24 protein-coding genes are annotated in these 26072 nt (G+C 62.9%); 12 read left to right on the top strand and 12 right to left on the bottom strand.

Annotation, left to right across the window (positions count from 1 at the left end):
• Positions 1 to 7: 7 nt before the first annotated feature.
• The 4 genes from ACZ445_RS13705 to ACZ445_RS13690 all read left to right on the top strand — a co-directional run bounded on the left by ACZ445_RS13705 (position 8) and on the right by ACZ445_RS13690 (position 4130).
• The gene (locus ACZ445_RS13705; protein ID WP_016977977.1) at positions 8 to 760 is read left to right on the top strand and encodes a maleate cis-trans isomerase family protein; all 753 of its coding nucleotides are present in this window, start codon (positions 8 to 10) and stop codon (positions 758 to 760) included.
• A 160-nt stretch (positions 761 to 920) separates the two neighbouring features.
• Positions 921 to 1553 carry an N-carbamoylsarcosine amidohydrolase gene (locus ACZ445_RS13700; RefSeq protein WP_179040941.1) on the top strand — a complete coding sequence of 211 codons (633 nt, stop codon included), beginning with the start codon at positions 921 to 923 and terminating at the stop codon, positions 1551 to 1553.
• Between the two features lie 161 nt (positions 1554 to 1714).
• Positions 1715 to 3025 carry an MFS transporter gene (locus tag ACZ445_RS13695; protein WP_464708457.1) on the top strand — a complete coding sequence of 437 codons (1311 nt, stop codon included), beginning with the start codon at positions 1715 to 1717 and terminating at the stop codon, positions 3023 to 3025.
• Between the two features lie 28 nt (positions 3026 to 3053).
• Positions 3054 to 4130, top strand: coding sequence for a nucleoside hydrolase (locus ACZ445_RS13690; protein ID WP_310863113.1), 1077 nt, complete (start codon positions 3054 to 3056; stop codon positions 4128 to 4130).
• 238 nt (positions 4131 to 4368) lie between these two features.
• Here the strand turns inward: ACZ445_RS13690 and pdxR are convergent, their stop codons facing one another.
• Positions 4369 to 5742 (bottom strand): MocR-like pyridoxine biosynthesis transcription factor PdxR, encoded by a 1374-nt coding sequence (gene pdxR, locus ACZ445_RS13685; RefSeq protein WP_179040843.1) that lies wholly within the window; start codon positions 5740 to 5742, stop codon positions 4369 to 4371.
• 131 nt (positions 5743 to 5873) lie between these two features.
• Here pdxR and ACZ445_RS13680 point away from each other — a divergent pair, with 131 nt between their 5' ends.
• The 5 genes from ACZ445_RS13680 to ACZ445_RS13660 all read left to right on the top strand — a co-directional run bounded on the left by ACZ445_RS13680 (position 5874) and on the right by ACZ445_RS13660 (position 12023).
• On the top strand, positions 5874 to 6350 hold the full coding sequence (locus ACZ445_RS13680) for a carboxymuconolactone decarboxylase family protein (protein WP_179029624.1): 477 nt from the start codon (positions 5874 to 5876) through the stop codon (positions 6348 to 6350).
• Positions 6343 to 6783, top strand: coding sequence for a GNAT family N-acetyltransferase (locus tag ACZ445_RS13675; protein ID WP_179029623.1), 441 nt, complete (start codon positions 6343 to 6345; stop codon positions 6781 to 6783). Before ACZ445_RS13680 ends, ACZ445_RS13675 begins: the two co-directional genes overlap by 8 nt.
• Positions 6780 to 7373 carry an FMN-dependent NADH-azoreductase gene (locus ACZ445_RS13670; protein WP_179029622.1) on the top strand — a complete coding sequence of 198 codons (594 nt, stop codon included), beginning with the start codon at positions 6780 to 6782 and terminating at the stop codon, positions 7371 to 7373. The genes ACZ445_RS13675 and ACZ445_RS13670 overlap by 4 nt, the downstream gene beginning before the upstream one ends.
• Positions 7374 to 7433: 60 nt before the next feature.
• Positions 7434 to 8585, top strand: coding sequence for a MalY/PatB family protein (locus ACZ445_RS13665; RefSeq protein WP_310863114.1), 1152 nt, complete (start codon positions 7434 to 7436; stop codon positions 8583 to 8585).
• 87 nt (positions 8586 to 8672) lie between these two features.
• A complete protein-coding gene (locus tag ACZ445_RS13660; protein ID WP_179029621.1) occupies positions 8673 to 12023 on the top strand; it encodes a hypothetical protein in 3351 nt (1116 codons plus the stop codon).
• 37 nt (positions 12024 to 12060) lie between these two features.
• Here ACZ445_RS13660 and ACZ445_RS13655 read toward each other — a convergent pair whose 3' ends face one another.
• From ACZ445_RS13655 to ACZ445_RS13640, 4 genes are all read right to left on the bottom strand, one after another.
• Positions 12061 to 12276 (bottom strand): TOBE domain-containing protein, encoded by a 216-nt coding sequence (locus tag ACZ445_RS13655; protein ID WP_003173733.1) that lies wholly within the window; start codon positions 12274 to 12276, stop codon positions 12061 to 12063.
• Positions 12277 to 12414: 138 nt separating this feature from the next.
• On the bottom strand, positions 12415 to 13341 hold the full coding sequence (locus ACZ445_RS13650; RefSeq protein WP_179029620.1) for a FecR domain-containing protein: 927 nt from the start codon (positions 13339 to 13341) through the stop codon (positions 12415 to 12417).
• Positions 13338 to 13856 (bottom strand): sigma-70 family RNA polymerase sigma factor, encoded by a 519-nt coding sequence (locus ACZ445_RS13645; RefSeq protein WP_092250260.1) that lies wholly within the window; start codon positions 13854 to 13856, stop codon positions 13338 to 13340. The genes ACZ445_RS13650 and ACZ445_RS13645 overlap by 4 nt, the downstream gene beginning before the upstream one ends.
• Before the next feature lie 92 nt (positions 13857 to 13948).
• Positions 13949 to 14566: an LbetaH domain-containing protein gene (locus ACZ445_RS13640; protein WP_464708455.1), complete on the bottom strand. Its 618-nt coding sequence runs from the start codon at positions 14564 to 14566 to the stop codon at positions 13949 to 13951.
• A gap of 113 nt (positions 14567 to 14679) precedes the next feature.
• Here ACZ445_RS13640 and ACZ445_RS13635 point away from each other — a divergent pair, with 113 nt between their 5' ends.
• Together ACZ445_RS13635 and ACZ445_RS13630 are read left to right on the top strand one after the other, a co-directional pair.
• Positions 14680 to 15645, top strand: coding sequence for a threo-3-hydroxy-L-aspartate ammonia-lyase (locus ACZ445_RS13635; RefSeq protein ID WP_058426909.1), 966 nt, complete (start codon positions 14680 to 14682; stop codon positions 15643 to 15645).
• The gene (locus ACZ445_RS13630; protein ID WP_464708454.1) at positions 15642 to 16022 is read left to right on the top strand and encodes a RidA family protein; all 381 of its coding nucleotides are present in this window, start codon (positions 15642 to 15644) and stop codon (positions 16020 to 16022) included. The genes ACZ445_RS13635 and ACZ445_RS13630 overlap by 4 nt, the downstream gene beginning before the upstream one ends.
• On the opposite strand, the gene ACZ445_RS13625 is transcribed toward ACZ445_RS13630, so the two are convergent.
• On the bottom strand, positions 16010 to 16636 hold the full coding sequence (locus tag ACZ445_RS13625) for a helix-turn-helix transcriptional regulator (RefSeq protein WP_058426907.1): 627 nt from the start codon (positions 16634 to 16636) through the stop codon (positions 16010 to 16012). The two genes, ACZ445_RS13630 and ACZ445_RS13625, sit on opposite strands and share 13 nt — an antisense overlap.
• Before the next feature lie 70 nt (positions 16637 to 16706).
• On the opposite strand from ACZ445_RS13625, the gene ACZ445_RS13620 reads away from it, so the two are divergent.
• Complete coding sequence (locus tag ACZ445_RS13620) at positions 16707 to 17810, top strand: DSD1 family PLP-dependent enzyme (protein WP_464708453.1); 1104 nt, start codon at positions 16707 to 16709, stop codon at positions 17808 to 17810.
• A 42-nt stretch (positions 17811 to 17852) separates the two neighbouring features.
• Here the strand turns inward: ACZ445_RS13620 and ACZ445_RS13615 are convergent, their stop codons facing one another.
• From ACZ445_RS13615 to ACZ445_RS13590, 6 genes are all read right to left on the bottom strand, one after another.
• Positions 17853 to 19466 carry a GMC family oxidoreductase gene (locus ACZ445_RS13615; protein ID WP_464708452.1) on the bottom strand — a complete coding sequence of 538 codons (1614 nt, stop codon included), beginning with the start codon at positions 19464 to 19466 and terminating at the stop codon, positions 17853 to 17855.
• A 27-nt stretch (positions 19467 to 19493) separates the two neighbouring features.
• Entirely contained in the window at positions 19494 to 20711 is a 1218-nt protein-coding gene (locus ACZ445_RS13610; protein ID WP_464708450.1) for a mandelate racemase/muconate lactonizing enzyme family protein, read from the bottom strand.
• A 1-nt stretch (position 20712) separates the two neighbouring features.
• A complete protein-coding gene (locus ACZ445_RS13605) occupies positions 20713 to 22023 on the bottom strand; it encodes an MFS transporter (RefSeq protein ID WP_464708449.1) in 1311 nt (436 codons plus the stop codon).
• Positions 22024 to 22099: 76 nt separating this feature from the next.
• Positions 22100 to 23524, bottom strand: coding sequence for an aldehyde dehydrogenase (aldA, locus tag ACZ445_RS13600; RefSeq protein ID WP_179029617.1), 1425 nt, complete (start codon positions 23522 to 23524; stop codon positions 22100 to 22102).
• A gap of 122 nt (positions 23525 to 23646) precedes the next feature.
• Positions 23647 to 25092, bottom strand: a complete 1446-nt coding sequence (locus ACZ445_RS13595) for a mechanosensitive ion channel family protein (RefSeq protein WP_058426901.1) — start codon at positions 25090 to 25092, stop codon at positions 23647 to 23649.
• A 68-nt stretch (positions 25093 to 25160) separates the two neighbouring features.
• Positions 25161 to 26021: a pirin family protein gene (locus tag ACZ445_RS13590; RefSeq protein WP_058426900.1), complete on the bottom strand. Its 861-nt coding sequence runs from the start codon at positions 26019 to 26021 to the stop codon at positions 25161 to 25163.
• Positions 26022 to 26072: the final 51 nt, after the last annotated feature.

Here is a 26072-nt window from a genome sequence, read left to right as displayed (position 1 = left end):
GACCACCATGCAGAAGCCTTACCGCATCGGCCAGATCGTGCCGAGCTCCAACACCACCATGGAAACCGAGATCCCGGCGATGCTCACCGCGCGCCAGGCGATCCGTCCCGAGCGTTTTACCTTTCACTCCAGCCGCATGCGCATGAAGCAGGTGCGCAAGGAAGAACTGGCGGCCATGGACGGCGAGTCCGACCGTTGCGCCGTCGAACTGTCCGACGCCAAGGTAGACGTGCTGGGTTACGCGTGCCTGGTGGCGATCATGGCCATGGGGCTGGGGTATCACCGCAACTCCGAACAACGCCTGCGCAAGGCCACGGCCGACAACGACGCCAACGCCCCGGTCATCACCAGCGCCGGCGCCTTGATCGAGGGCCTGAAAGTGATGGGCGCCAAGCGCATTGCCATCGTCGCGCCGTACATGAAGCCGCTGACCGAACTGGTGGTGAACTACATCCGCGAAGAAGGTTTTGACGTGGTGGACTGGCGCGCCCTGGAGATCCCCGACAACCTTGAAGTGGCCCGCCACGACCCGGCCAACCTGCCGGCTATCGTCGCCGGCATGAACCTGGAAGGCGTCGACGTGATCGTGCTATCCGCCTGCGTGCAGATGCAGTCGCTGCCGGTGGTGGCCAAGGTCGAGGCGCAAACCGGCAAGCCGGTGCTCACCGCCGCTATCGCGACCACCTACGCCATGCTCAAGGCCCTGGACCTGGAGCCCATCGTGCCTGGTGCGGGTGCCCTGCTCTCCGGCGCCTATTAACGTGTGGCAAGCGGGCTTGTTGTGGCGAGCGGGCTTCTGTGGCGAGCGGGCTTGCCCCGCGTTGGAGTGCGTAGCGCTCCCGCTTTTTTTGGGGCCGCTTCGCAGCCCAACGCGGGGCAAGCCCGCTCGCCACAGCAAACATGAATGAGGAGTTGAGAAGATGAGCGAACAATCCGCCGACGCCAACTACCAGGGCGTATGGGGCAACCGCATCGGCTTTGGCAAAAAGGCCGCGCTGCTGATGATCGACTTCATGCAGGGCTACACCACCGAAGGCGCGCCGCTGTTCGCGCCGGGTGTGGTCACGGCCGTGGCTGAAAGCGTGGAGCTGCTGGCCAGCGCGCGCCAGCACGGGATTGCAGTCGTCCACACCAATATCCGCTACCATCCCGGCCATTTCCTGGATGGAGGCATATGGGTCAAGAAGGCCCCGGTGATGAAAGACATGGTCGAAGGCAACCCACTGGCCGCGTTCTGCCCCGAAGTATTGCCCCAGGCCGATGAAGTGGTGATCACCAAGCAGTACGCCAGTGCGTTCTTCGGCAGCAGCCTGGCGCCGATGCTGCATGCACAGGGCGTCGACACCGTGGTACTGGCCGGTTGTTCCACCAGCGGCTGCATCCGCGCCACGGCGGTGGATGCCGTGCAACACGGGTTTCGCACCATCGTCGTGCGCGAATGCGTCGGCGACCGGCACCCGGCCCCCCATGAAGCCAACCTGTTTGATATCGACAGCAAGTATGGCGACGTGGTGAGCAAGCAGGAGGCGATGCGCACGTTCAGGGAGCAATAAACGGTACTGAGAACCGCGCCATAGAGTGCGGTCTCGCTTAAAACTGGGGCACGCGCCCCAGTCTTCTGACACTGCCTTTGGACGTCGCTTCTACAGCACTCCGAAGTGCTGGAATAAAAGCGGCTGTATAAAAACCATAAGTCACCGCCAGGAGACACCCAATGCCCATTGCGAATGCAGCGCCCGCGACCTCTGTCGCCGATCCCGTCAACACGCTCTACCACAAGATCACCTGGAAGCTGATTCCGTTCCTGTGCTTCTGTTATCTGGCCGCCTACCTGGACCGCATCAACATCGGCTTCGCCAAGTTGCAGATGCTCGACCAGTTGCAGTTCAGCGAAACCGCGTTCGGCCTCGGCGCCGGCCTGTTCTTTGTCGGCTACATCCTCTTTGAAGTGCCGAGCAACCTGGTGCTGGAACGGGTCGGCGCGAAGATCTGGATCGCGCGCATCATGATCACCTGGGGCCTGCTCTCGGCCTGCACCATGCTGGTCACCTCCACCACCCAGTTCTACATCCTGCGCTTTCTGCTCGGCGCGGCCGAAGCGGGCTTTCTGCCAGGCGTGCTGTACTACCTGACCACCTGGTTCCCCACCCACCGGCGCGGGCGCATCATTGCGCTGTTCATGATCGGCCTGCCGCTGTCCAGCGTGATCGGCGGCCCGCTGTCCGGCTGGATCATGGGCCACTTCGACCACATGGGCGGCCTGCGCGGCTGGCAGTGGCTGTTCCTGATCGAGGCAGTGCCCAGCGTATTGCTCGGCGTGCTGACCTTCTGGGCGCTACCCAACACCTACCAGCAAGCCAAATGGCTGTCGGACGAGGAAAAGACCCTGCTGGAAACCGAGCTGCGCAAGGACGACGCCGACGGCGCCGCCAGCAAGCACAGCTTTCGCGACGGGTTCTTCAACCTCAAGGTGTGGATGCTCGGCGGTATCGACTTCTCGATCCTGCTCAGCGCCTATGCCATGGGTTTCTGGATGCCGACCTTCATCCGCAACGCCGGGGTCACCGACACCTTCCATATCGGTGTGCTCACCGCCTTGCCGAGCGTCGCCGCCCTGCTCGGCATGCTGTTGATCGGCGCCAGCTCCGACAAACACCGCGAACGCCGCTGGCACATCATCGTGCCGTTTTTCATCGGCGCGGCGGCGATGGCCACCAGCACGTTCTTCACCCATAACGTAGCGGCCACCGTGGCGCTGTTCGCGATTGCCTCGGCGGCGATCATCGGTGCGGTGCCGGTATTTTTCAGCCTGCCGGCGACCTTCCTCAAAGGCACCGCGGCGGCCACCGGCTTTGCCCTGGCCTGTTCGGTGGCGAATATCGCCGGCCTGGTGAGCAACTCGCTGATGGGCGTTGCGATCGACGTCACAGGCAGCAGCGCCGGCGCCTTGTGGTTTTTCGCCGGCTGCCTGATTCTCAGCAGCTTCCTGGTCATCGCCTTGCCGGCGAAACTGGTCAACCGCTGATAACACCATTTTTTTCGGATGAATCACCATGCAAGGCTTCTTGAAACGCTGTGCGTTGCTTGTCGCGGTCGGCCTGTGTGCCGGCACCGCTCAGGCGGCGGAAAAGGTCATCTTCGACACCGACTTCAATGTGCTCAACGATGACGGCCAAGCCTTCATCATGCTCGCCCAGCTGCATGCGCAAAAACGCATCGAGCTGCTGGGCATGACCCTGGTCAGCGGCAATGCCTGGGTGGACCAGGAACAGGTCGACGCCCTCAAGGCCGTGGAACGCATGGGCGTGGAGAAAGAGGTCGGCGTCTACTCCGGCGCCGCCTACCCGCTGCTGCATGACTACGCCACTTACGAGGCGGAAAAGGCGCTGTTCGGTGCCGGTTGGCCGGGGGCGTTCAAACACCCTCGGCCGACGTCTCCTTCGCAATTAGTCGCACCACCGGATGGCCTGGCCACTCACACCCAACTGCGCAAAGAAACCGCCGCGCAGTTCATCGTCGACAGCGTGCGCGCCAATCCACACCAGGTGACGATCCTCGCCGTCGGCCCGCTGACCAACGTCGCCCTGGCAATTCGCTCGGCACCGGACATCGTGCCGCTGATCAAGCGCATCGTGTACATGGGTGGCGCCCTGGAGATTCCGGGCAACACCACGCCGGCGGCGGAGTTCAACTGGTGGTTCGACCCGGAGGCAGCAAGGATCGTATTGCGCTCGCCCATCGAGCACGTGATTTTCCCCAACGATGTGTGCGAGAAAGTCACCTTCGACAAGACGGTGTACCAGCGCGTGATCGCCGGCAAAGGCGCGATTGCCGACCTGTACAAGCATGAGTTCGGCCCGCTGTTCGACAAGGACCCTAGCTACCACAGCTTCACCTGGGACAGCCTGCCGGCGCTGTACCTGGTCAACCCCGGGATCGTCACCGAATCCCGCGACCTGTGGGTGGATGTGGACGCCACCTTCGGCGCCGACTACGGCCGCGCACTGGGTTATCAGAAAGGCGCCCCGGCGGGCACGCAGAAGGCCAAGGTGGTGTTCGGCGTGGACCAGAAGCAATTCTGGGATGGCTACGTCAACCTCGTGACCCTGCCGACGCCGGTCAAGCACTGACCGGCCAGCGCAAACCCGAACACTGCACCCGTGGCGAGCGGGCTTGCCCCGCGTTGGGTTGCGAAGCGACCCTGGAAGAAGCAATGCGGTGAGTCAGGCACTCTTCAGACGCGAGTTTCAGGGCTGCTTCGCAGCCCAACGCGGGACAAGCCCGCTCACCACAGGGTACTTATCGCCTGTTCTACCTAAAGACCTTGAAAGAGCTGGCCGTAAGGGCGGAACCAATAGTCGCCGTGACCTAAATAACGGATACACACCCCCCAATCACATCACGCAAAACCACCGCAATCCCCACCGCATCCGACATAGAAGCCACATTGGTAAACCCCATCAACACCCCCTGCCCCCGCCCAGCCTCAAGCGTCCAGGAAGACAACGCCTGCACCGCCAACCCCGCCCCACCGGCAGCCTCAGCCACGACAAGGTCCGGCACATCCACCACCAACCGCGCCAGCAAATTGATCCCCCCCGCCTGCTCATCCACCCGCAGATACCCCGCGCAATGCACGCGCAGCGCCTCCACCAGATACCCCCTGCGCTGCGCATACAACTGGCGCATCTTCTTCAAATGCCGCGTGAAATGCCCCTGCTCCAGAAAATCCGCCGCCGTCAACTGCAACAACTGCGCCCCACGCTGCTGCAATGCCTCGGCCGCCCCAGCAAACGCCGACACCAACGACACAGGCACCACCAGATACCCCAAGCGTAACCCTGGAAACAGCATCTTGCTGAAGCTCCCTGCGTAGATCACCCGATCATCCCCATCCTGGCTCTTGAGCGCCGCCAACGGCTGGCCGCGATAGCGGAATTCACTGTCATAGTCATCCTCCACCACCCAGCTGCCCTGCTCCCGCGCCCATTCCAGCAAGGCCTGCCGCCGCGCAGGGCTCAGCGCCACACCCAAGGGGCTCTGGTGCGCCGGGGTGACGATCGCCAGTCGCGCCTCCCGCCCCCGTGCAATGCCCTGCGCCACATCCAGCCCATCACGATCCACCGGCACCGGCACCAACTCCACACCGCGATGCCTCAACAACTGCCGCGCATGCAAGTACCCGGGGTCTTCAAACCAGCAGCGCTGCCCCGCCATCGCCAGCGCTTCGCAGACCAGGGTGAGGCCGCCCGCATACCCGGCACACACAAACACCTGCTGCGGCGCGCACTCCACGCCGCGATACAACGCCAGGTAGCTGGCAATCGCCACGCGCAGCGCCTGGGTGCCGCGCACATCGCCCATCGCCAGGCTGTCCGCATCGGTGCGGCGTACTTGCTGGGTGACCAGCCGTGCCCACAGTTTGCGGGGGAACGCATCCAGGGCAGGCAGGCCCATTTGCAAGGGCCGCGGGCCTGACGTCACCGGCAGCGCAACCGGCATGGGTTTCACCGAGACCTGCGGCAACGCCTCGGCAATCACAGTCCCGGCCTGCCCACGCGCTTCGAAGAACCCTTCGCTGACCAACAGTTGATACGCCGCCTCCACCGTACCCCGCGCCACCTTGAGTTCCTGGGCCAGCGCCCGCACCGAGGGCACGCGCTCGCCGGAGCGCAACTGGCCCTGGTCGATGGCCTGGCGAAAACGCCGGTAGATTTCCTGGTATTTGGGCAGTGACGACATCGCAAGTGGCTCGGCGGGAAGACAGGGCGAAGTCTGAGCATGTCCCAACCGACTTGTCCAATCATGCCCCTGTCAGCCCATCCGGCCAGCCACGAAAATGGCGCATCTTTTCACCGCCACAAGGATCGCCCATGAAACATCGTCTCGACTACGCCCTGGCCGCCCCCGCCGGTTATAAAGCCCTGGGTTCGGTGCACAGCTATATCCACGGTTGCGGCCTGGAAAAAGAACTGATCGACCTGGTGTACCTGCGGGTCTCGCAACTCAACGGCTGCGCCTATTGCCTGGACAGCCACTCCCGCGACCTGCTCAAGCTGGGCGTGAGCCTGGAAAAGATCATGCTGCTGGCCGCCTGGCGCGAGGGACTGCCGCTGTACACCCCACGTGAGCAGGCCGCCCTGGCCTGGGCCGAAGTGGTCACGCCGGTTGCGCAAACCCAGGTGCCGGATGCGGACTACGCGCAGGTCGCGGCGGTGTTCAGCGACAAGGAAGTCGCCGACCTGACCTTGGCCATCAGCTTGATGAACGCCCTTAATCGTGTCGCCATCAGCTTTCGCAAAGTACCGGCGGCGGTCAAGGCCCACCTGGTGAACCACAGCCATGAATGAACACGTCGAATTCGTCCAGATGGAAACCGAGGCCGATTGCCTCGCCAGCTTTGCGGTGATGCAGCAACTGCGCCCACACCTCAGCGACGCCACGGCATTCGCCGAGCAAGTCCAGCGCCAACGGCAGAACGGCTATCGCCTGCTTGCCGCACGGGAGAACGGCCAGGTGATCGGCCTGGCCGGCTACCGGCTGACCGAAAACACCCTGTACGGCCGCTTCATCTACGTGGATGACCTGGTGGTAGACGCCACATTGCAGCGGCGCCGTCTCGGTGAGCAACTGCTCGACCGCGTGCGTGAAGAAACCCGCGCCCGTGGCTATCGCTGGCTGGTGCTGGACACCGGCATGCACATGGCCCTGGCCCAGCGCTTCTATTTCCGCCAGGGCCTGCTGCCCCTGGGCATGCACTTCTCCCAGGACCTCAGCCAATGACCCGTGCCCTGCTCCTCGGTTTCAGCCCCCACGGCAAAGCCGCGCAGACCTTCAAACTGGCCCGTGCCCTGCTGCGCGACCTGGTGCCGCACGCCGCGGTGACCGAGCGTGACTACGGTGGCCAGGCACTGCCGCCGCTGACCCGTGAATATGCCAACGCACTCACCACACCCGGGGGCCTGAGCGGCAGTGCCACGGCGCTCTCGGAACAGTTGATCGTGGAACTGGAAGCCTGCGACCTGCTGATCCTGTGCACCCCGGTGCACAATTTCACCGTGCCGGCGGCGCTCAAGGCCTGGATCGACCATGTGGTACGCATCCAGCGCAGCTTTACGGTGAATGCGCAATTCGCCAAGGTCGGCTTGCTGGAGGACCGGCGCACCTTTGTGCTGGTCAGTTCCGGTAACGCCCGCAAGGGGCATGAGCCGGACTTCCTCACGCCGTACATGACCGCCATCCTGGCGACCGTGGGCATTGCGTCGGTGGATTTCGTGTACCTGCCGGCCATGGTGCGCGGTGAAGAAGCGGTCAATCGCGCGCTGGAACAGGCGCATCGGCAACTGTCGCTCGCAATCAGCTCTGGCCTATAAAAATTATGGCGCTAGAATCAGCGCCATTCCTGCGCCTGACGCCCTGATACGAGCCACCCCATGAGCTTTGATTTCGACACGATCCACTCCCGCCTCGGCACCGGCAGTACCAAGTGGAACCGCTACCCGCAAGACGTTCTGCCGATGTGGATCGCCGACATGGACATCGCCGCCCCGCCCGCCGTGCTGAAGGCCCTGCACGCACGCCTCGACCAACAGGTGCTGGGCTACAGCGTCGCCGGTCCGGATGTGCGCGAGGCGATCATCGCCGACCTGTGGGCCAAGTACGCCTGGCGCGTGCAGCCGGATGAGCTGCTGTTTTTGCCGGGTGTGGAGCCGGGTTTCAATATGGCGCTGCATGCATTTGTAGAGCCGGGTCAGCCGGTGGTGCTGCAAACCCCCAACTACCGGCCGATCCGCCTGGCGCCGGGGCATTGGAACCTGCCGCGCATCGAAGTGCCGTTCGAGTTGGTCAACGGCGAATACCTCACGCCACTGCCAGCGATGCGCCAGGCGCTCACCGGCGCCGGCGCGCTATTGTTGAGCAACCCGCACAACCCCATGGGCAAAGTCTTCCCCCGCGAAGAACTGCTGGCCGTGGCCAACGTCTGCATGGAACACGGCGCGTTGATCATCTCCGACGAAATCCACGCCGAGCTGTGCTTCGACGGTCGCCGCCATATCCCCACCGCCAGCCTCAGCCCCGAGATCGCCCAGCGCACCATCACGCTGATGTCGGCGAGCAAGGCGTATAACGTCGCCGGCCTCAAGACTTGCTTCGCCGTGGTGCAGAACGCCGAGATCCGCGAACGCTTCAACCACGCCCGTTGCGGCATGGTCGACAGCGTCAGCCCCCTGGGCCTGGAGGCCACTCGCGCCGCCTACAGCGAATGCGCCGACTGGCTCGAGGCCTTGGTGCAGTACCTGCAAGCCAACCGCGACTACCTGCTCAACGCCGTGCAGACCCGCCTGCCCGGCGTGGTCATGCATGCGCCACAAGGCACCTACCTGGCCTGGCTGGATTGCAGCGCTTTGGGCCTGGATGACCCACAGCAGTTCTTCCTGGAACAGGCCAAGGTCGGCTTGAGCGCCGGCATCGAATTCGGTGATGACAGCCAGCAATTCGTGCGCCTGAACTTCGGCTGCCCACGGGCGATGCTGGAAGAAGGCTTGCAGCGTATGGAGCGCGCCCTGCGCCACCACCAGGTCTAATTCACAACTTTTCGCAACGCGTGCCGAACCCCTGCTGTTACTGTTTTTGCCGATACGTCCCACCGGTAACAGTAGGAGTTCCATGGCATGACGACCCAGCCCCTCGATCGCTCGTCCGACCCCAAAGCCTTTCCCCGCACGCCGCCCAAATCCGGCGCGCAGTTCCATGTGCTGCTCAAGCAAAGCGCCAATAACAAAAAGGTTGAGGCCCAGGACAAGACGCCATCGGGGCTGGATGCAAGTAAAAAAGACGGCTACGAACTCGCCGCCAAGGATGCCACGCCGCCCAAGGCATTGGCCGACTACAAGGCCATCGGCCCGCCCGATGAAGTCGGCCCTGGGTTGATCCGTTATGAAACCCAGGACGGCAAGAAAGTCATTGTCAGCGAACAGGACAGCCCCGAGCTGTTCAAGCAGGTGAGCCAGGACTTCAAGTCCCTCTCCGGCGTGGTCGCCAGCCAGAATGCCGGCTACCAGAGCCTCGGTGCCGACGGCACTGCCCCAGGCAAACTCGCCGATTACAAATCCCTCGGCCCACCGGATGAAACCGGCCCGGGCGTGATCCGCTATGAGACCCAGGACGGCACCAAGGTCGTCGTCAGCCAGCGCGACAACCCTGAAGCCTTCCAGAAAGCCAAGGACGCCTACGCCAGTTTCACCGGACTCGCCACCAGTGAAGACGCCGGCTACAAGCGCGCCAGCGACAATGAAGTGTGGCCGCCCTATGCCGGTACCACGGTGGGCCCTGTGGATGAAGTCGGCCCGGGCCTGATCCGCTTTGAAAGCAATGGCCAGAAAATGGTGGTGGCCCGCGACGATAACCCCAAGCTGTTCGACTACCTGGCCGGCCTGCACACGGTCTACACCGACCCTGGTAAAAAAGCCGTGGTGGAAGCTGGACTGAATAACGGCGCAATACTGGCCGATGCCAACACCCCGGTGCCGGGCCTGAACGACTACAAGAACTTCAATTGGAACAACGACCAGAAAGACCACATCCTCACCTACGAGCTGCATGACGGCACCAAGGTGGTGGTGTCCTCCGACGTCAGCCCCGAGCTGTTCAAGAGCGTCGCCACCGCCAATGACACCTGGGCCAAGATCCACACCAGCGAAGGCGAAGGCTATAAATTGGCCGGGCCGAATGACTTCCTGAAAAACACCGACATCACCTTCGGCTCCCCGGATGAACTGGGCGACGGCCTGATCCGCTACGAAACCAGCGAAGGCAAGGTGATCGTCTCCAAGGAACTCAGCCCGCAGCTCTACGACGACGTGGCCGCCAAGTGGGAAGCCTGGAGCGCCAGCTCGGTGGACGACACACGTGCCAAGCACAACCTGCCCAAGTCCGGTGAGCTGGATGTGCTGAATATGGACACCGGCGTGCACGCCGATGAAAAGGACGACAAGTCGCCGACCCTCAGCGTCAGCGAACTGGCCACCACGCAACTGATCGACACTTACCGCGAAGGCGTGAAGAATGGCTCGATTGCCAAGGACGATCCCCGCGCCAAGCTGGTTCGTGCCCTCGAAGCGCAAGCCGCGTACCAGAACGGCCATGGCATCACTGGCTACGAAGAAGCCAAGCGCCCGTTCAACACCACCTGGCGCGAGTTCGATGACAAGCAGACCCAACTGACCTCGGCCGATATGCACGACATCGTCGACGGCAAAGCCGTGCAAAAGCAGATCGGTGAACTGTTTAACGACCCCACCGTGCAGGCCGACTACAAGTCGAAGATGGACGAGGCCATCAACAAACTGCCGAACAAGGACGAGATCAAACAGAAACTGCTCGACCTCACCTCCAACCCGGACTACGTGCTGTACCTCAAGGACCTGCAGAGCCAGGGCAAGACCTATGAGGCGCAGAAAGACCTCAGCGATACCCTGACGTCGCTGTCGCTGTTCGACCCGGCGGCCGCGAGCAAAGCCGCGCAGAACATCCAGGCTGACGGCCTGACCACCGACCTCAATGCGATCCTGTCGGACCCGAGCAAGATCTCCGACGAGAACAAGGAACTGGCGACCAAGGACCTGTTCGGCCTGCTTAAAGGCGTGCTCAAGGGCAACGTGCTGGACTTGCCGCGCCGCACCCAGGAAACCCTGGAGAAATTCCTCAACGAAGGCCTGCAAGGCAAGGAAAAATCCGCCGCCGTCACCAAGGCCCTGGAAGAGCTGGGCGCCGTGTATCAGAAAAACGGCGTGATCAGCGAAGCCGACCTGAAAACCGCCCTGAGCAAACCCTACATCCCGGTGGCCGATCGCGGCATGCTCGGCGAGGTGTTCAACACCCTCAACAGCAAGGGCATTCTCGGTTCCCTGGGCGCCGGTGTGAGCCTGTTTTCCGGGATTTACCAGCTGGTGGGCAAAGGCGGCAAGCTGGGCGAAACTCCGGCGCAACGCATGACCATCGCCAAGGACTTCCTGAGTTTTGCCGGCGGCTCCAGCCACTTCGTGCGCCTGGGTGACAAGATCGGTGAAAGCCTGGGCAAAGGTGGCCTGGTGGATTTCCTCGGGCTGGACAAGACCCTGCCGGAGATCTGGGGCAAGACCGGCATGCAGGAGCCGAACTTCGAGTTCCGCGTCAGCGAACTGCCCTCGGATGTCAAAGCCAAGATCGCCACCGCCCTTGATGCGGTGCCGGACAGCCAATACGACGGCATCGCCAAGCTGTTCGGCGAGGGCGACAAGGCGGTCACCGAAGCCACCGAAGGCCTGGCCACCCATCTGGATGACGGCCTGGCCGCTGCGGGTGCGGCCAAGCTGGGTGCGTCCAAATCGGCGAAGATCGCCGGCTCTGTGATCAAGGTGCTAGGCCCGGCCACGGACATTGCCGGCGGTTTTGCCGACATCGTACTGGGTGCATTGGCGATCAAGAGCGGCGTGAAGGACAAGGACCCCTTGGCCCAGGCGGCCGGTGGCCTGCAGGTGGCCGGCGGTGCGTTCGGCGCATCGGCCGGTGTACTCGGCGCAGCCGCGTTGTTTGGTGCAGGCACGGCGGCCGCATTGACCGGGCCACTGTTCCTGGTGGGCGTGGTGCTGGCCGTGGTGGGCGGGATCATTGGCTACTTTGTCGACCACAACAAAAAGCAGAAGGCCACCGAGAAGGAAAACGACTGGTACCGCGACTTGGCAGGCGACGGTCTGTTGCAGGACAACTGGGCCGACAAGGTCGAATACGCCCACTACGAAATCCACCATTACGGTGGCCGTGACGCGCCGACCGACGACAGCATCTTCCGTTTCCAGCAATCGGAATGGGAGCACTTCGACGAGACCCCGCAGAAAGGTGGCTCGTCGAGCAATCGGCTGGATGGGGGCTTGCACAAGGGCTATAAGGACCCGAACGAGAAACCCACGAGCCTGCCGACGGATGCACCGCCGGAGAGGCCGCAGCCCCATCCACCGGGTGGCAGTGGACCGAAGATCGCTTGAGTCATGACTGCCCCCGCCTGAGTGCGGGGGCAGTCATTTACAACTTGGCGATGGACACTTCGGTGGACTTCACAAAGGCAATCACTTCACTGCCCACTTTCAATTCGAGGTCACGCACCGAACGGGTGGTGATCACCGAAGTCACAATGCCGGACGCGGTCTGCACGTCGATTTCCGACACCACTTCCCCCAGCAAAATTTCCTTGATCACGCCCTTGAACTGGTTGCGCACGTTGATCGCTTTAATGGTCATGTCGGCTTTCCTTTTGGCTGTTGGGTCAATCCGCACGAATGCGCAGGCCCTCAAAATGCGCCATCGACCAAAACATTAAAAGGAATATATAACTCTTTATTTATTCCATTAGGACATATAAGGATTATTGCACCCGCATCAAGTGAGCGATTTGCGCGGTGTCAGGGTGACCCAATAGCGTGTGCGTGCGTGCAGTTCCAGCCCCAGGGTCTGGGCCAGCAGGTTAAGGATGCGGTCGGTGTCGTCCAGGCGAAAACTGCCGGTCACTCGCAACGTTTCCAGGCGCGGATCCCAGCGCAACACACCGGGACGATAACGTTCCAGCTCGCGCAAAAAGTCGCCCAGCGCCTGGTTCTGTGCGGTCAGCACGCCGTCGCGCCAACCCAGTTGCAACGCATCGAACGGGACCCAGGCGCCGAGCCCGCCGGCTTGCAGCGAGGCTTGCTGACCACCCGGCAACGTCGCCATTTGCCCGTTCAGGTCGCGTACCTGGACCGAGCCCTTGAGCACCGACACCAGACAACCCGTGGCCAGCCGCCGGACACACACCTCGGCCTGGCTGACCCGCAATTCGCCATAGCGGGTCTGCACCGTCATCGCCGCCGCCCCGGGTACATTCAGCGCCAGCTCACCGTCCACCAGCGTGATGCGCCGCTGTGCAAGGTCCATGTCCACCGCTGTCGCCGTATTGAGCTGCAAGCTGCCACCATCGGCCAAGGACATGCGCTTGCGCTCGCCGGTGGCGGTGTGCAGGTCGGCGCGCCAGGCCTCGATGGGCAACTGACGGCTGACCAGCCAGGCCGTCGGCACCAAGGCCGCGATACCCAATGCACGCTTGAGCACCGCGCGCCGCCCCGGTTGCGGACGGTCGAGGCTGGCCATCGCCAGGGCCTGGGGCAAGTCGCTGAAACGCTGGCGCAGGGTCTGGGCTTTTTGCCAGGTCTGCTCGTGCTGGGGGTGGCTGTCTCGCCAGTGCTGCAACGCGGCGTGGTCACGCTCGGTGGCCGCGCCGGATTCGAGCAGCGCCAACCACTGGGCAGCGGCACGCGCAACGTCACGGCTCACAGGTCCACCAGCAGGCAATGCTCGTAGGCCTGGGCCATGTAGCGTTTGACCGTGCGTTCAGACACCTCAAGCCGCTCGGCGATGTCCCGATAGCCCAGGCCTTCGAGCTGGCTCCACAGAAAGGCGCGGCGGACCAGCACCGGCAAGCCATCGAGCAACTCGTCCAGGGCTTGCAGGGTCTCCAGGACCAGCCAGCGCTGCTCGGGCGATGGCACACAGGTCTCCGGGAGACTCGCCAACGCATTCAGATAGGCCTGTTCAAGGCTGCGCCGCTGATGGAAATTCACCAGCAGGCGTTTGCCGACGGTCACCAGATAAGCACGCGGCTCCTGCATCTGCGCAATCGGCTGGGCGCTGGCAAGTACGCGCAGGAACGTATCCTGGCTCAGGTCGGCCGCATCCCAGGCGTTGCCCAGGCGCCGGCGCAGCCAGCTTTCTAGCCAACTGCGGTGGTCGCGGTACAGGCTCGACAAGGTCAGTTCGGGGGCGTGGGTCGGAACAACAGCATCATTCATGGCAAGCGACCTGCGCGGCGCGAGTGAGTCTCAAATGAGATTCATTCTATTTAATATCGTGCCGACTGACCATGATCTTTTCAACGCGGTGTTTATAGGGAGGCTTCAGCATCAAACACCTGCCCGCGTCCCACCACGCTGGCAGGCTTGAGCACCGCCCCCGGCGCCAACACCGCATTGGCGCCGATACGGCACTGGTCGCCGAGCAGCGCGCCAAACTTGTCGCAACCGGTGCGCTGCAAGGTACCGTCGACCCGCACTCGCACCTCCTTGTCATCACGCTCGTTACGGTAGTTGGCGACGATGCTCCCCGCCTCCAGGTTGATGCCGTGCCCCAGCACCGAATCACCGACGAAATTGAAGTGCGCCAGCTTGCTGCCGCTGAACATGAACGAGGTCTTCAACTCAGCGCCCGGGCCGATGATGCAATGTTCATCCAGCCAGCACCCTCCACGCAGCAGCGAACCACTGGCGATGAAGCAGTGGGGGCCGATGATCAGGGGCGGCTTGAGCAGCGCGCCGGGTTCGACTGTGGCGGTACGGTGGATGGCGATCTCATCCTGGATGACGTAGTGGTCTGCCGGCAGCTCGGCCAACAATTGGCGAACGACAGCAGGCGCCTGAGCGGCGAGAACCCAGGGCGAGAGGTCCGCCCACGGTGCCAGGGCAGATCGAGAAAAGTCGGCGATATAGTCGGTGAGGCGGATCAATGTTGAATCCTCCAGCGGTCAGAGAAGTGCAAAACGCTAACATGCACTCAGCGACCTTTACTATTTGTCTTGTTATGGATATTTTATCCATATCAGCCAGTGAGGTTCGCCCCATGCCATTGCCGACTTACCACGACGTCATCGCCGCCGCCCAACGCCTGGATGGCGTTGCCCATCACACCCCAGTGCTCACCTCACGCACCCTCGACGCACTGACCGGCGCCCAAGTGTTCATCAAGTGCGAAAACCTGCAACGCACCGGTTCCTTCAAGTTCCGGGGTGCGTTCAATGCGCTGTCGCAGTTCGATGCACAGCAGCACAAGGCCGGGGTGGTGGCGTTCTCGTCTGGCAACCACGCCCAGGGCATTGCCCTGGCGGCGCAGTTATTGGGCATGCCGGCAACCATCGTGATGCCCGGCGATGCGCCGGCGGCCAAGGTCGCGGCGACCCGTGGCTACGGCGCCAGTGTGGTGATGTATGACCGCTTCACCGAGGACCGCGAACAGATTGGCCACGACCTGGCCACCGAGCAGGGCCTGACGCTGATCCCGCCCTACGACCACCCGCATATCCTCGCCGGGCAAGGCACCGCCGCCAAGGAATTGCTGGAATTCACCGGCCCGCTGGATGGATTGTTCGTTGGCCTGGGTGGTGGCGGCATGCTCTCGGGCACGGCGTTGTCGACCCGTGCCCTGGCGCCGGATTGCCAGTTGTATGGTGTGGAACCCGAAGCCGGCAATGACGGCCAGCGCTCGTTCCGCAGTGGCAGCATCGTGCACATCGACACGCCGGCGACCATTGCCGATGGTGCGCAGACCCAGCACCTGGGCAACTGCACCTTCCCGATCATCCGCGACCAGGTCAACGACATCCTCACCGTGTCGGATGCCGAGTTGGTCGGCGCCATGAAGTTCTTTATGCAACGCATGAAAATGGTGGTCGAGCCCACCGGCTGCCTGGGGTTGGCCGCGTTGCTCAACCAGGGTGAACGCTTCAAGGGCCAGCGCGTGGGCATTATCGTCACCGGTGGCAACGTCGATATCGAGAAGTACGCCGCCCTGCTGTGCGAGGCCTCATGAACATCATCCAGACCGCTCATGCAGCCCAGCCCGCCGGCCATTACTCGCAAGCCATCCACCACGGCGACACGCTGTACATCTCCGGGCAATTGCCGGTGAGCCCGGATGGGCGGCACAACCTGACGGCGCCGTTTGCCGAACAGGCGCGGATTGCCCTGGATAATCTATTGGCCATCCTCAACGCCGCCGGCGGAACAGCGCAGGACCTGGTGAAGGTCACCGTGTACGTAGCCGGCGTCGAGCATTGGCCGGCCTTCGATGGCCTCTATGCCGCCGCGCTGGGCGAGCACCGCCCTGCCCGCGCGGTGGTGCCGGTGCCGGAGTTGCACCACGGTTACCTGATCGAGATCGAGGCTGTGGCGCGCTACTTGGCGTAGGTGTAGACCGCCGCACGCGACACGCCCAGATGGGACGCCACCGTCTCCATCGCCCGGCGGATGTCCAGGCAGCCCGAGTCCTTGAGTTCCTGCATCAGCACACGCCGATCGGCTGTCTTCAGCGCACGCGGGGTGGTGGCCAGGCGGGCGGCGAACTGGTCGATACGCGCACGGATCACGTCGGCGCCGGAAGGGTCCAGGGACTCGATGAGCTTGTCGCCACTGACCGAGCCGAATTGTTCGAGCATGCCTTGCAAGCCACGGAACAACGAGAGGTCGACGTTCATGCACAAGGCCGCGACGTACTCGCCGCCGGCGCCCTTGATGCCGATGGAGGTGCTCTTGACCTGGCGGCCGTCGCTGAACTGGTTCTGGTAGTTGGCGATGACTTGCGGGTAGTCGGGGTCGGCAATCCGCGCCAGGCCCAGCTCGGTGGTCGGGTCGCCGGGCGCACGCCCGGACAGGTTGTTGTGGATGGCCAGGATCGAGTGCCGGGGGTCGCGCAAGTCGTGCAGCACCACTTCGCAGAAGGGGCTGAAGGTCTTGCTCAAGCCTTCGGCGATCTGTTCGAGCTGGCTGATCAGGTGAGTATCGTTGGGAGAGGTGTTTTTCATGCAAGACAACATATCCAGTCCTGGACAGGGCGTCAATTTACTCCCTGCCCCTCATTGTGGAGCCCGCACCATGGACACCCCCGCTGCATTGATCGACACGCTGAAAATGCACCGCAATATCCAGCGCATGCAACAGCGTGCCAATGCCCTCGGCGTGCACCTGCGCCCCCATGTCAAAACCCATAAGTGCGCTGAAGTGGTCGCCGCGCAAGTCGCAGCAGGCGCCCGCGGCATCACCGTTTCGACGCAGAAGGAAGCCGAGTATTTCTTCGACCTGGGCATCCACGACATCCTCTACGCGGTAGCCATGGCCCCGCACAAATTGCCTCAGGCCCTCGCCTTGCGTCGCCGGGGTTGCGCGTTGACGCTGATCACCGACAGCCTTGCCGGTGCCCAGGCCATCATCGACTTCGGCCGTGAGCATGGCGAAACCTTTGCAGTGATGATCGAGATCGATTGCGACGGCCACCGCTCCGGGGTCAAGCCGCAGGACCCGCGCTTGCTGGAGATTGCCCGGCTGCTCGGCGACAGCCTGGTCGGCGTGCTGACCCATGCCGGCGAAAGCTACGGGCTGGACACGCCCGAAGCCCTACGGGCCATCGCCGAACTGGAACGCGCACGGTGCGTGGAAGCGGCCGAGCAAATTCGTGCGGCCGGGATGCCGTGCGCACAGGTGAGTGTCGGCTCCACCCCCACCGCGCTGTCGGCGGTGAGCCTGGAAGGCGTCACCGAATTGCGCGCTGGCGTGTATGCGTTTTTCGATCTGGTGATGCACAACATTGGCGTGTGCCGCATCGACGAACTGGCCTTGAGCGTGTTGACCACGGTGATCGGGCATCAACCGGAAAAAGGCTGGGTCATCACGGACTCGGGCTGGATGGCGATGAGTCGGGACCGCGGCACGCAATCGCAGAAACAGGACTTTGGTTACGGCCAGGTCTGCGATGAACGCGGTGAGCCGATTGAGGGGCTACTGTTGAGCAGCGCCAATCAGGAGCATGGGGTGGTGCAATTCCAGGGTGGCACTGTGGATGTGGCGGCGCAGTTCCCGTTGGGCACGCGTCTGCGCATTTTGCCCAATCACGCCTGCGCCACAGGAACCCAATTCGGCAGCTATCACGTATTGCTGGACAATGGCGACAGACAGGTGTGGGAACGCCTACGCGGCTGGTAACCGATACCCTTGTAGTGAGCGAGCTTGCTCGCTCACTACAGGTCAGGAGGCATCCTCGAGGATCAGGTCGGCGCCCTTCTCTGCCACCATCAACACCGCCGCATGGGTGTTGCCCGACGTCACGTTGGGGAAGATCGACGCATCGACAATGCGCAGCCCTTCCAGCCCATGCACCTTCAAGCGCTTGTCCACCACTGATACCTGCGGGTCCGAGCCCATGGCGCAGGAGCCACACAGGTGGTAGATCGAGCCACTGTTTTCGCGGAAGTATTGCAGCATCTGCTCGTCGGTCTGCACCGCCGCGCCGGGCAGCACTTCAGCCACGGTGATGCCCTTGAGGGCCGGCGCCTGCATGATCTTGCGCATCAACCGGCTGCCCTGGATCACCTCGTCGATGTCTTTCTGGGTACTCAAGTAGTTAGGGTCGATCAGCGCCGCGTCCCGTGGGTTCTTCGAGGCAATGCGGATGGTGCCACGGCTGGTCGGACGGCACGGGTTGAAGCACAGCAGGAAGCCGGAATACGGCTCGGGCTTGAGGCTGGCCTTGTTGTTTTTCGGGATCTGGTACGACAGCGGGTTGAAGTACAGCTGCAGATTCGGGTCCTTCTGTTCCTCGTTACCACGAAAGAAGCCCCCGGCCTGGTTGACGCTCATTGCCAGCGCACCCTTGCGCGTGAACAGGTACTTGAGGCCGAGTTTCAATTGGCCGAACAGCGAACTGAGTTCGTCATTCAATGTGGGGATATTGGCCTTGTAGTAGTAGCTGGCGCACAAATGGTCCTGCAGGTTCTCGCCCACGGCCGGCAAATGCCTGACCAGCGGAATGTTGTGTTCGGCCAACAATCGCTGGTCGGCCACGCCGGACAATTGCAGGATCTTCGGCGTGTCCACCGCGCCCGCACACAGGATCACTTCCTTGCGTGCGGTGAAGGTGCGCGCAACGCCGTGTTGGGTCACGGCAATACCGGTGGCGCGCTGCTGGTCGTCGAACAGCACCCGATCGACCAGGGCATGCAGCTCAACGGTGAGGTTCGGTCGCCCCAGCGCCGGATGCAGGTGGGCAAAGCTGCTGGAGCAGCGCTCGCCGTTGCGGGTGTTGACGTCATACAGCCCCGCACCTTCGAAGTTCGGGCCGTTGAAGTCGTCGCTGTGGGCATAGCCCAGCTGTTCGCAGCCCTTGAGGAACACGTCGCAGATCGGGTGGGTCTGGCCCTTCATCGGCGTGATGCTGATCGGGCCGCTGCCACCGTGGTATTCGGTGTCGCCCAGCGGGTGGTTTTCCAGCTTGCGAAAGTACGGCAGCACGTCCGCAAAACCCCAGCCGTCGTTGCCGTTGGCCGCCCAGTCATTGAAGTCGTGGGCCTGGCCGCGCACGTAGATCATCGCGTTGATCGAGCCCGAGCCGCCCTGCACCTTGCCCCGTGGCGCGTAGATTTCACGCCCGGCCAGCTGCTTTTGCGGTTGGCTGTAGTACATCCAGTTGAAGGTCGGGTTGTAATACATCTTGGCGAAACCGACCGGGATCTTGAACCACCAGGAACTGTCCTTGCCGCCGGCTTCCAGCAGCAACACGGAGTGTTCGCCCGAGGCGGACAGCCGGTTGGCGAGGATGCAGCCTGCGGCGCCAGCGCCGGCGATAATGTAGTCATATGTCATTCACGGTTACCGCATCAGTCGTTTTTTTTAGCCCTTGGCGGGCGAAGTGTCTTTCACGTCAGCCGGGGTCGGCGCCATTTGCAGGTGCAGGCGTTCACCGGTGTACGGCGTGTGCTTGCGCACCACGTCCATGTTCAGCTCGACGCCCAGGCCCGGCTCGGTGGACGGAATGATGTAGCCGTCCTCCCATTGCAACGGCTTGGTCAGTACTTCAGCGTGAAAGCCGCCCCAGGTCATGATGCTTTCCTGGATCAGGAAGTTCGGCGTGCACGTGGCCAGCTGGAAACTCGCCGCCGCGCCAATCGGCCCGTTGTACAGGTGCGGGGCGATCTGCGCGTAGTAAGCCTCGGCCATGCTCGCGATCTTCTTCGCTTCCAGCAGCCCGCCGCAGCGCGCCACGTTCATCTGCAGGATCGACGCACCGCCGGCTTGCAGCAGCTTGAAGAATTCGTACTTGGTGGTCAGGCGCTCGCCGGTGGCAATCGGGATGCTGGTCTTGGCCGCGACCTGGGCCATGGCCTCTTCCTGGCCAGGCGGCACCGGTTCTTCGAACCACAGCGGGTCGTACTTCTCCAGGCGCTTGGCCAGGCGGATCGCCGAGGACGGCACCATCTGCCCGTGGGTGCCGAAGAGCAGGTCGCACTTGTCGCCCACCGCTTCGCGGACCTTGCGGCAGAAGGTCTCGCAGCGCTCCAGCACTTCCAGCGAAATCTGATGGCCGGAGTACGCGGTGTAGGGGCCGGCCGGATCGAACTTCACGGCGGTGAAGCCCTTGTTCATGTTCTCGATAGCGCACTCGGCAGCCAGGTCCGGGTCGTCGTAGTCGTACTCGCCTTTGCTGTTGACCGGGTACAAGTAGGTGTAGGAACGCAGGCGCTCGTTGACCTTGCCGCCGAGCAACTCGTAGACCGGCTTGTTGGCGGCCTTGCCGATGATGTCCCAGCAGGCCATTTCCAGGCCGCTGACCACGCCCATCATGGTCAGGTCCGGACGCTGGGTGAAGCCGCTCGAATAGGCCTGGCGGAAGAACCGCTCGATATGGTGCGGGTCATGGTTGAGCAGATAGCGCTCGAACACGTCCTCGATGATCGGCAGCATGGCCTTGGGGCCGAACGTGGCGGCGTAGATCTCGCCGACGCCTTCGATGCCGCAGTCGGTCTTGAGCTTGACGAACAGCCAGTACATGCCGCCGATGTGCGGCGGTGGGACGGCAACAATATGGGTTTCAAGGGCGACGATTTTCATCTCAGGCACCTGTCTGGTTGAATTTTTTGCGGTTGATTCGGGCGCGCAGGGTCAAGGCCGCGAGGGTGCCGAGCACGCCGATGAAGGCGATGTAGCCGAAGTACAGGTTGTAACCGGCCTTGCCTGGGTAGGTGTCGGTCAGGTAGCCGTTGATCAACGGGATAAAGGTATCGGGCAGGTAACCCACCACCGAGACGATGCCGATGGCCAGGCCGGTGATGCGCAGCGGGATGTCGCAGCTGTCGAGGATCGCCCAGTACAGGCCGCGAATCGCGTAGGTCATCAGGCCGATAAAGATCACCGTGCCGATCAGCAGGCCCAGGCTGTTGAAGGCAGGGAACACAATCAACCCGACCATCGCCAGGGTCACCAGGGCCAGCGCGACGATCAGCACCGCGATATTCGAGAACTTGTCTCCCAGCCAGCCGCCGCCGATACCGCCGATAGGGCGCATCCACAGCTTGATGGTGGTGATGGTGCCGGCCATCACGGCGGTCATGCCGCTGCCTTGCAGGTAGTCGGAGAAACTGTAGGTGGCCCAGAACATGTGGTAGCCGCAGAACACGATGGCGGTGACCAGCCACAGCTCGGGGATTTTCACCAGGGTGGCCAGGTCGGCGAACAGGTTGAACCTGCCCTTCTCTACCGCCGCTGTTTCGGCCAGGGATTTCGGGTCTTTGAGCAGCACCAGCACGCAACCGATGCCGATACAGGTGAAGGAATACAGGTACACCACATGCTTGAAGCCTTCGGCCGCCGACTGGCTGCGCGTCTCGGTGGCGTAGGCGAAGAGGCCCAGGGCCACGGTCGCCAGCAGCGCTTCGACCAGCCCACGCCCGCCATCGAGGATGCCGAAGAACCGGCCTTGCTCGCTGTGATGGGCAATCATCTTCACGCGCTTGAGCACCGAGGCCCAGAACGTCAGGCCGGTGGTCAGGCCCCAGCAGCCGAAGATGATCATCAAGCCGGTCATCGACGGCACGCTGGAGTACCACAGGCCCAACGCACCGGTGGCGACCAGGGAGAAGAAGATCAGGAAGCGCGGCGGCAAACGGTCCGCGAGCCAACCACTGGGCAAATAGCTGAGCAAAAAGATCGTGCCGAGCATGGAGTACAGGTAGCCCAGCTCACTGTGGTTGATGTGGAACACCTCAAGCATGGTGGTCTGGTAGACCTGACGCAGATAGAGGATCGGGTAGATCGCCCCGGCGGCGAGCACCAACAACATCAATTGGAAGTAGCGACTGGCGGTGTCGCTGTTTGCCGCGGACACGGCAACGGAAACCTGGGCAGCGGGTGCAGGCTTGGACATCGTGTAGACCTCAGGCGCCCGATGCGCGGGCGCCCTGATAATTGTTTTTATTAAAGGTACGGCGGGTATTCGTGGATCAGTACTTCATGACCACCAGGCGGGTCTGGGTGAACTCAAGCATCCCGTGCTTACCGTCATCGCCGCCCAGCCCTGAGCGTTTCCAGCCGGCGTGGAAACCCTGGTACGGGTCCGCCGGGGTGCGATTGACGTACAACTCGCCGGCTTCGATGGCATTCGCCACTTTCATCGCCGTGCGGTAGTTCTCGGTGTAGAGCACCGACGACAGGCCGAATTGGTGGTCGTTGGCCAGGGCCAGGGCTTCATCGATGTCGCGGTACTTGAGCACCGGCAACACCGGGCCGAAGATTTCTTCCCTGATGATTTCCATGTCCTGGCGGCAACCGCTGAGCAGGGTCGGCGGGTAGAAATGGCCGGGACCTGCTGGCAGCACGCCGCCCACTTCCAGTACAGCACCGGCGGCGACGGCGCGCTCGACCATGGCGTGGATATTCTGTTGCGAACTGGCGTTGACCAGTGGGCCCATCAGGCTGGCGTCGATTGAGCGATCACCGAACTTCACCGCACTGATCTTTGTTTTCAGCAGGGCCAGGAACGGGTCGTAGACAGCCTCGTGCACGTAGACACGTTCCACCGCCGTACACAGTTGGCCGCAATGGGTAGTCTTGGACGCGACGATGGCGCTGGCCGCCTGTTCCAGGTCGGCATCGGCTTCGATGATCGCCGGTGTCTTGCCGCCCAATTCCAGGGACGGCTTGGCGATATTGGCTTTGCAGTAATCCAGCACGATGCGCCCGGCGTTCACGCTACCGGTAAGCGTAATCAGGCCGACGGCTTTGTGGGTGCAGACGCTGGCGGCCGTGGCGTGGTCCATGGTCAGGATGTTGATGACACCGGCCGGAATCCCGGCCTTGACCACCGCCTTGGCGATTTCGAACGCTGACAGCGGTGTGTTGTTGCTCGGCCGCACCACCACGGTGTTGCCCGCGATCAGCGCCGGGGCGATCTTGCGCAACAGGGTGTAGACCGGGTAGTTGAACGGGATCAGGCAGGCCACGACGCCAATCGGCTCGCGTTGCAGGAACAGGTTTTCGTCCGGGGTATCGCTGGGGATGATCTCGCCTTCGATGCGCCGCGCCCATTCGGCGTGGTAACGGGTGATCTGCGCAGCGTAACGTGCTTCATTGCTGGCATCGCTGAGGCTCTTGCCGGACTCGCTGGCCAGGGCCGTGCCGATAGCGTCGGCGCAGGCATCCAGGGCATCGGCGAATGCACGCAGGTATTCAGCGCGTTCGATACTGGTGAGTTTGCCCCAGGTTTTCTGGGCAATGGCGGCAGCGTCGACAGCAGCAATCGCCTCATCGGCCGTGGCGGCGCTGACATGGCCGACCAGGGTTTCGGTGGCCGGGTTGTAGACGGCGATCAATGCATCGCTGGCAGGTTCGACAAAATGACCGTTGTAAAAATTGCGCTCGAGTTGCATGTGGTTTGCCCAACGTTGTTGTTATCCGAGTGACATGCAGTTTTGTCATCGGCCAGCCGTTGGACAAACGATTTATTGCGGGGAGTAATGTGCGAAAAACGCAAGTTAGTCGGTTTTTACCCTCACAGGCTGCGCTGGCGCAGCCACTGCAGGAAGCCCTTCTTCACCGGCACCACCGGTGCCTCCTGGGTCAAGGCCTGCGCGGCGTGCACGCGGAAGTCCAAGAGCGCCTTCATCGCCTCGCCGATGTCGTGGCGCGCATCCAGGCACGGCTTCAGGTATTCCTTCTCGATGCGGTACAGGGTGCAGAACGTCTTGGCCGAGAAATCCGCCAGCGTCGCCTCATCCGACAGGATCCCGGCCTCGCCGATCACCTCGCCCGGCCCCATGCGCCCGGCTTCGAATTTGTGCCCGCCCTTGGTCAGCATCACCGAGACCACACCCGACTCAACGATGAACAAATGATCGCTGACCTCCCCGGCCGGCAGGATCATCTCGCCGGCGCGGTAGGTGTGCAGGGTCATGTTCTGGCTGAAGGTGTCTTTCTCTTCCTGGCGCAGGGTGGAAAAAATCGACGAACGCTCCAGTAACGCGCGCGCCGCAGACATCGCCGGTGGTGCGCTGTTTTCAGTGGCCGACAGCAAGCCGACGCCCGCCGCCTGCAAATGCCGGAAGGCCAGATCGTACAGCTGGTTGCGCACTTCGCGCTTGAGGGCCATGGCCGGCACGAATCCGCTGATTTCATATTCGACGCCACCGCTGGCCGACGTCTTGAACGCCACACTCGGCGCCGGCTTGCCCAGCAGCGGCCGACACCCTTGCATCGCCCGCTCCAGCGCTTCGATCACCGTTTGTGGGCGCGCATGCGGGCTGACCTGCAGGCTGACCGCCAGGCCGAACATGTCCGCCGGACGCGAAAAGTTGATGATCTTGGCCTTGGCCGCCAGGGAGTTGGGAATCACCGCCAGGCTGCCCTGGGAGGTTTGCAGGCGCGTGGCGCGCCAGTCGATGTCCGTCACCCGGCCTTCGGTGCCGTCGATGGAGATCCAGTCATCGATTTGATAAGGCTTAGTGGTGTTGAGGACGATCCCGGAGAACACATCGCTCAAGGTGCTTTGCAGCGCCAGGCCGACAATGATTGCTACAGCGCCAGAGGTGGCGAGTACGCCCTTGACCGGCAGGTCGAGCACGTAGGCCATGGCGGCAATGATCGCGATCAGGAAGATCACCGCCCCCATCAGGTCCTGCAACAGGCGGCCGGTATGCCCGACCCGCTGCATCATGAGCGTGCCGAGCAACACCGTCAGCGTGCGCGCCGCAAACAGCCACCAACCGATCTGCAATGCCGTGGCGGCCAGGTGCAAGGCGGTGTTGTCCGCATAGGGCGCCAGTTGCATGGGGTTCATGCCGTCGTTGAACAGCACGGCGCTGAACACCGCAAAGATCACCAACCGCGCCGCCAGCTTCCAGTTGGCGAGGTTGGCGGAAATCAGGCGCCACACGGCGATGTCGATCAAGATCAGCGCCAGGGCGCACAGCATCGGGTGATCAGCGATAAATGAGGGCATCCAGGCGACTCCAGGGCGAATGCCGTGAAGATCGCATGAAATGCCGCGCCAGGGTATAGCGGGTGTGCTTACATCTGCCCGAAACGACCCGACTGAAAGTCCACGAACGCCTGGTGAATCTCCTGCTCGGTATTCATCACAAACGGCCCGTGCCCGACGATCGGCTCGTCAATCGGCTCACCGCTGAGCAGCAGCACCTTGGCGTCGTCATTGGACTCCAGCGTGAGCTGGCTGCCATCGCGCTCGAACAACGCCAATTGCCCCTGGCGCGCGACCTCCTCGCCATTGACCAGCACCGTGCCGCGCAGGATCACCAGCGCGGTGTTGCGCCCTTCGTGCAGGTCCAGGGTGACCGGCTTGCCGGGGTTGAGGCGCAGGTCCCACACGTCAATCGGCGTAAAGGTCCGGGCCGGGCCTCGGGTGCCGGCGAACTCACCGGCAATCAGGCGCAGTTGCCCGGCGTCGTTGGCCAGGGGCAATACCGGGATATCGCCGTCCACAAGGGTCTGGTAGCCGGCATCGGCCATTTTGTCCTTGGCCGGCAGGTTGACCCACAGTTGCACCATCTCCAACGCACCGCCTTGGCGGGCGAAGGCGGCGGAGTGGAACTCTTCGTGGAGGATGCCTTTGGCGGCGGTCATCCATTGCACGTCGCCGGGGCCGATGGTGCCGCCGGCGCCGGTGGAGTCGCGGTGCTCGACTTCGCCGTCGTAGACGATGGTCACGGTTTCAAAACCGCGATGAGGGTGCTGGCCGACGCCGCGACGTTGCTCGGTCGGGGTGAAATTCGCCGGGCCGGCGTGGTCCAGCAACAGGAATGGGCTGATGTGCTTGCCCATGGCGTCGTAGGAAAACAGCGTGCGCACCGGAAAGCCGTCGCCGACCCAATGGGCGCGGGGGCTGGTGTAGATGCCAATAAGCTTTTTCATGGTGTACCTCCAAAGTGCCTACACCATAAGGCCGCTGGCTGCTGCGCACTA

This window comes from Pseudomonas allii (assembly GCF_055380095.1).
The sequence above is the reverse complement of the archived record's forward strand: the minus strand, read 5'-3'. Positions and strand labels throughout refer to the sequence as shown.

Bases quoted from the DNA above. Each gene is read 5' to 3' on its own strand.
- ACZ445_RS13695 (WP_464708457.1), top strand. From the start codon at position 1,715: ATGCCCATTGCGAATGCAGCGCCCGCGACCTCTGTCGCCGATCCCGTC.
- ACZ445_RS13620 (WP_464708453.1), top strand. From the start codon at position 16,707: ATGGACACCCCCGCTGCATTGATCGACACGCTGAAAATGCACCGCAAT.
- ACZ445_RS13625 (WP_058426907.1), bottom strand. From the start codon at position 16,636: ATGAAAAACACCTCTCCCAACGATACTCACCTGATCAGCCAGCTCGAA.
- ACZ445_RS13635 (WP_058426909.1), top strand. From the start codon at position 14,680: ATGCCATTGCCGACTTACCACGACGTCATCGCCGCCGCCCAACGCCTG.
- aldA (WP_179029617.1), bottom strand. From the start codon at position 23,524: ATGCAACTCGAGCGCAATTTTTACAACGGTCATTTTGTCGAACCTGCC.
- ACZ445_RS13660 (WP_179029621.1), top strand. From the start codon at position 8,673: ATGACGACCCAGCCCCTCGATCGCTCGTCCGACCCCAAAGCCTTTCCC.
- ACZ445_RS13590 (WP_058426900.1), bottom strand. From the start codon at position 26,021: ATGAAAAAGCTTATTGGCATCTACACCAGCCCCCGCGCCCATTGGGTC.
- ACZ445_RS13595 (WP_058426901.1), bottom strand. From the start codon at position 25,092: ATGCCCTCATTTATCGCTGATCACCCGATGCTGTGCGCCCTGGCGCTG.
- ACZ445_RS13645 (WP_092250260.1), bottom strand. From the start codon at position 13,856: ATGAATGATGCTGTTGTTCCGACCCACGCCCCCGAACTGACCTTGTCG.
- ACZ445_RS13705 (WP_016977977.1), top strand. From the start codon at position 8: ATGCAGAAGCCTTACCGCATCGGCCAGATCGTGCCGAGCTCCAACACC.
- ACZ445_RS13630 (WP_464708454.1), top strand. From the start codon at position 15,642: ATGAACATCATCCAGACCGCTCATGCAGCCCAGCCCGCCGGCCATTAC.
- ACZ445_RS13680 (WP_179029624.1), top strand. From the start codon at position 5,874: ATGAAACATCGTCTCGACTACGCCCTGGCCGCCCCCGCCGGTTATAAA.
- ACZ445_RS13615 (WP_464708452.1), bottom strand. From the start codon at position 19,466: ATGACATATGACTACATTATCGCCGGCGCTGGCGCCGCAGGCTGCATC.
- ACZ445_RS13675 (WP_179029623.1), top strand. From the start codon at position 6,343: ATGAATGAACACGTCGAATTCGTCCAGATGGAAACCGAGGCCGATTGC.
- ACZ445_RS13665 (WP_310863114.1), top strand. From the start codon at position 7,434: ATGAGCTTTGATTTCGACACGATCCACTCCCGCCTCGGCACCGGCAGT.
- pdxR (WP_179040843.1), bottom strand. From the start codon at position 5,742: ATGTCGTCACTGCCCAAATACCAGGAAATCTACCGGCGTTTTCGCCAG.
- ACZ445_RS13610 (WP_464708450.1), bottom strand. From the start codon at position 20,711: ATGAAAATCGTCGCCCTTGAAACCCATATTGTTGCCGTCCCACCGCCG.
- ACZ445_RS13655 (WP_003173733.1), bottom strand. From the start codon at position 12,276: ATGACCATTAAAGCGATCAACGTGCGCAACCAGTTCAAGGGCGTGATC.
- ACZ445_RS13690 (WP_310863113.1), top strand. From the start codon at position 3,054: ATGCAAGGCTTCTTGAAACGCTGTGCGTTGCTTGTCGCGGTCGGCCTG.
- ACZ445_RS13700 (WP_179040941.1), top strand. From the start codon at position 921: ATGAGCGAACAATCCGCCGACGCCAACTACCAGGGCGTATGGGGCAAC.
- ACZ445_RS13605 (WP_464708449.1), bottom strand. From the start codon at position 22,023: ATGTCCAAGCCTGCACCCGCTGCCCAGGTTTCCGTTGCCGTGTCCGCG.
- ACZ445_RS13670 (WP_179029622.1), top strand. From the start codon at position 6,780: ATGACCCGTGCCCTGCTCCTCGGTTTCAGCCCCCACGGCAAAGCCGCG.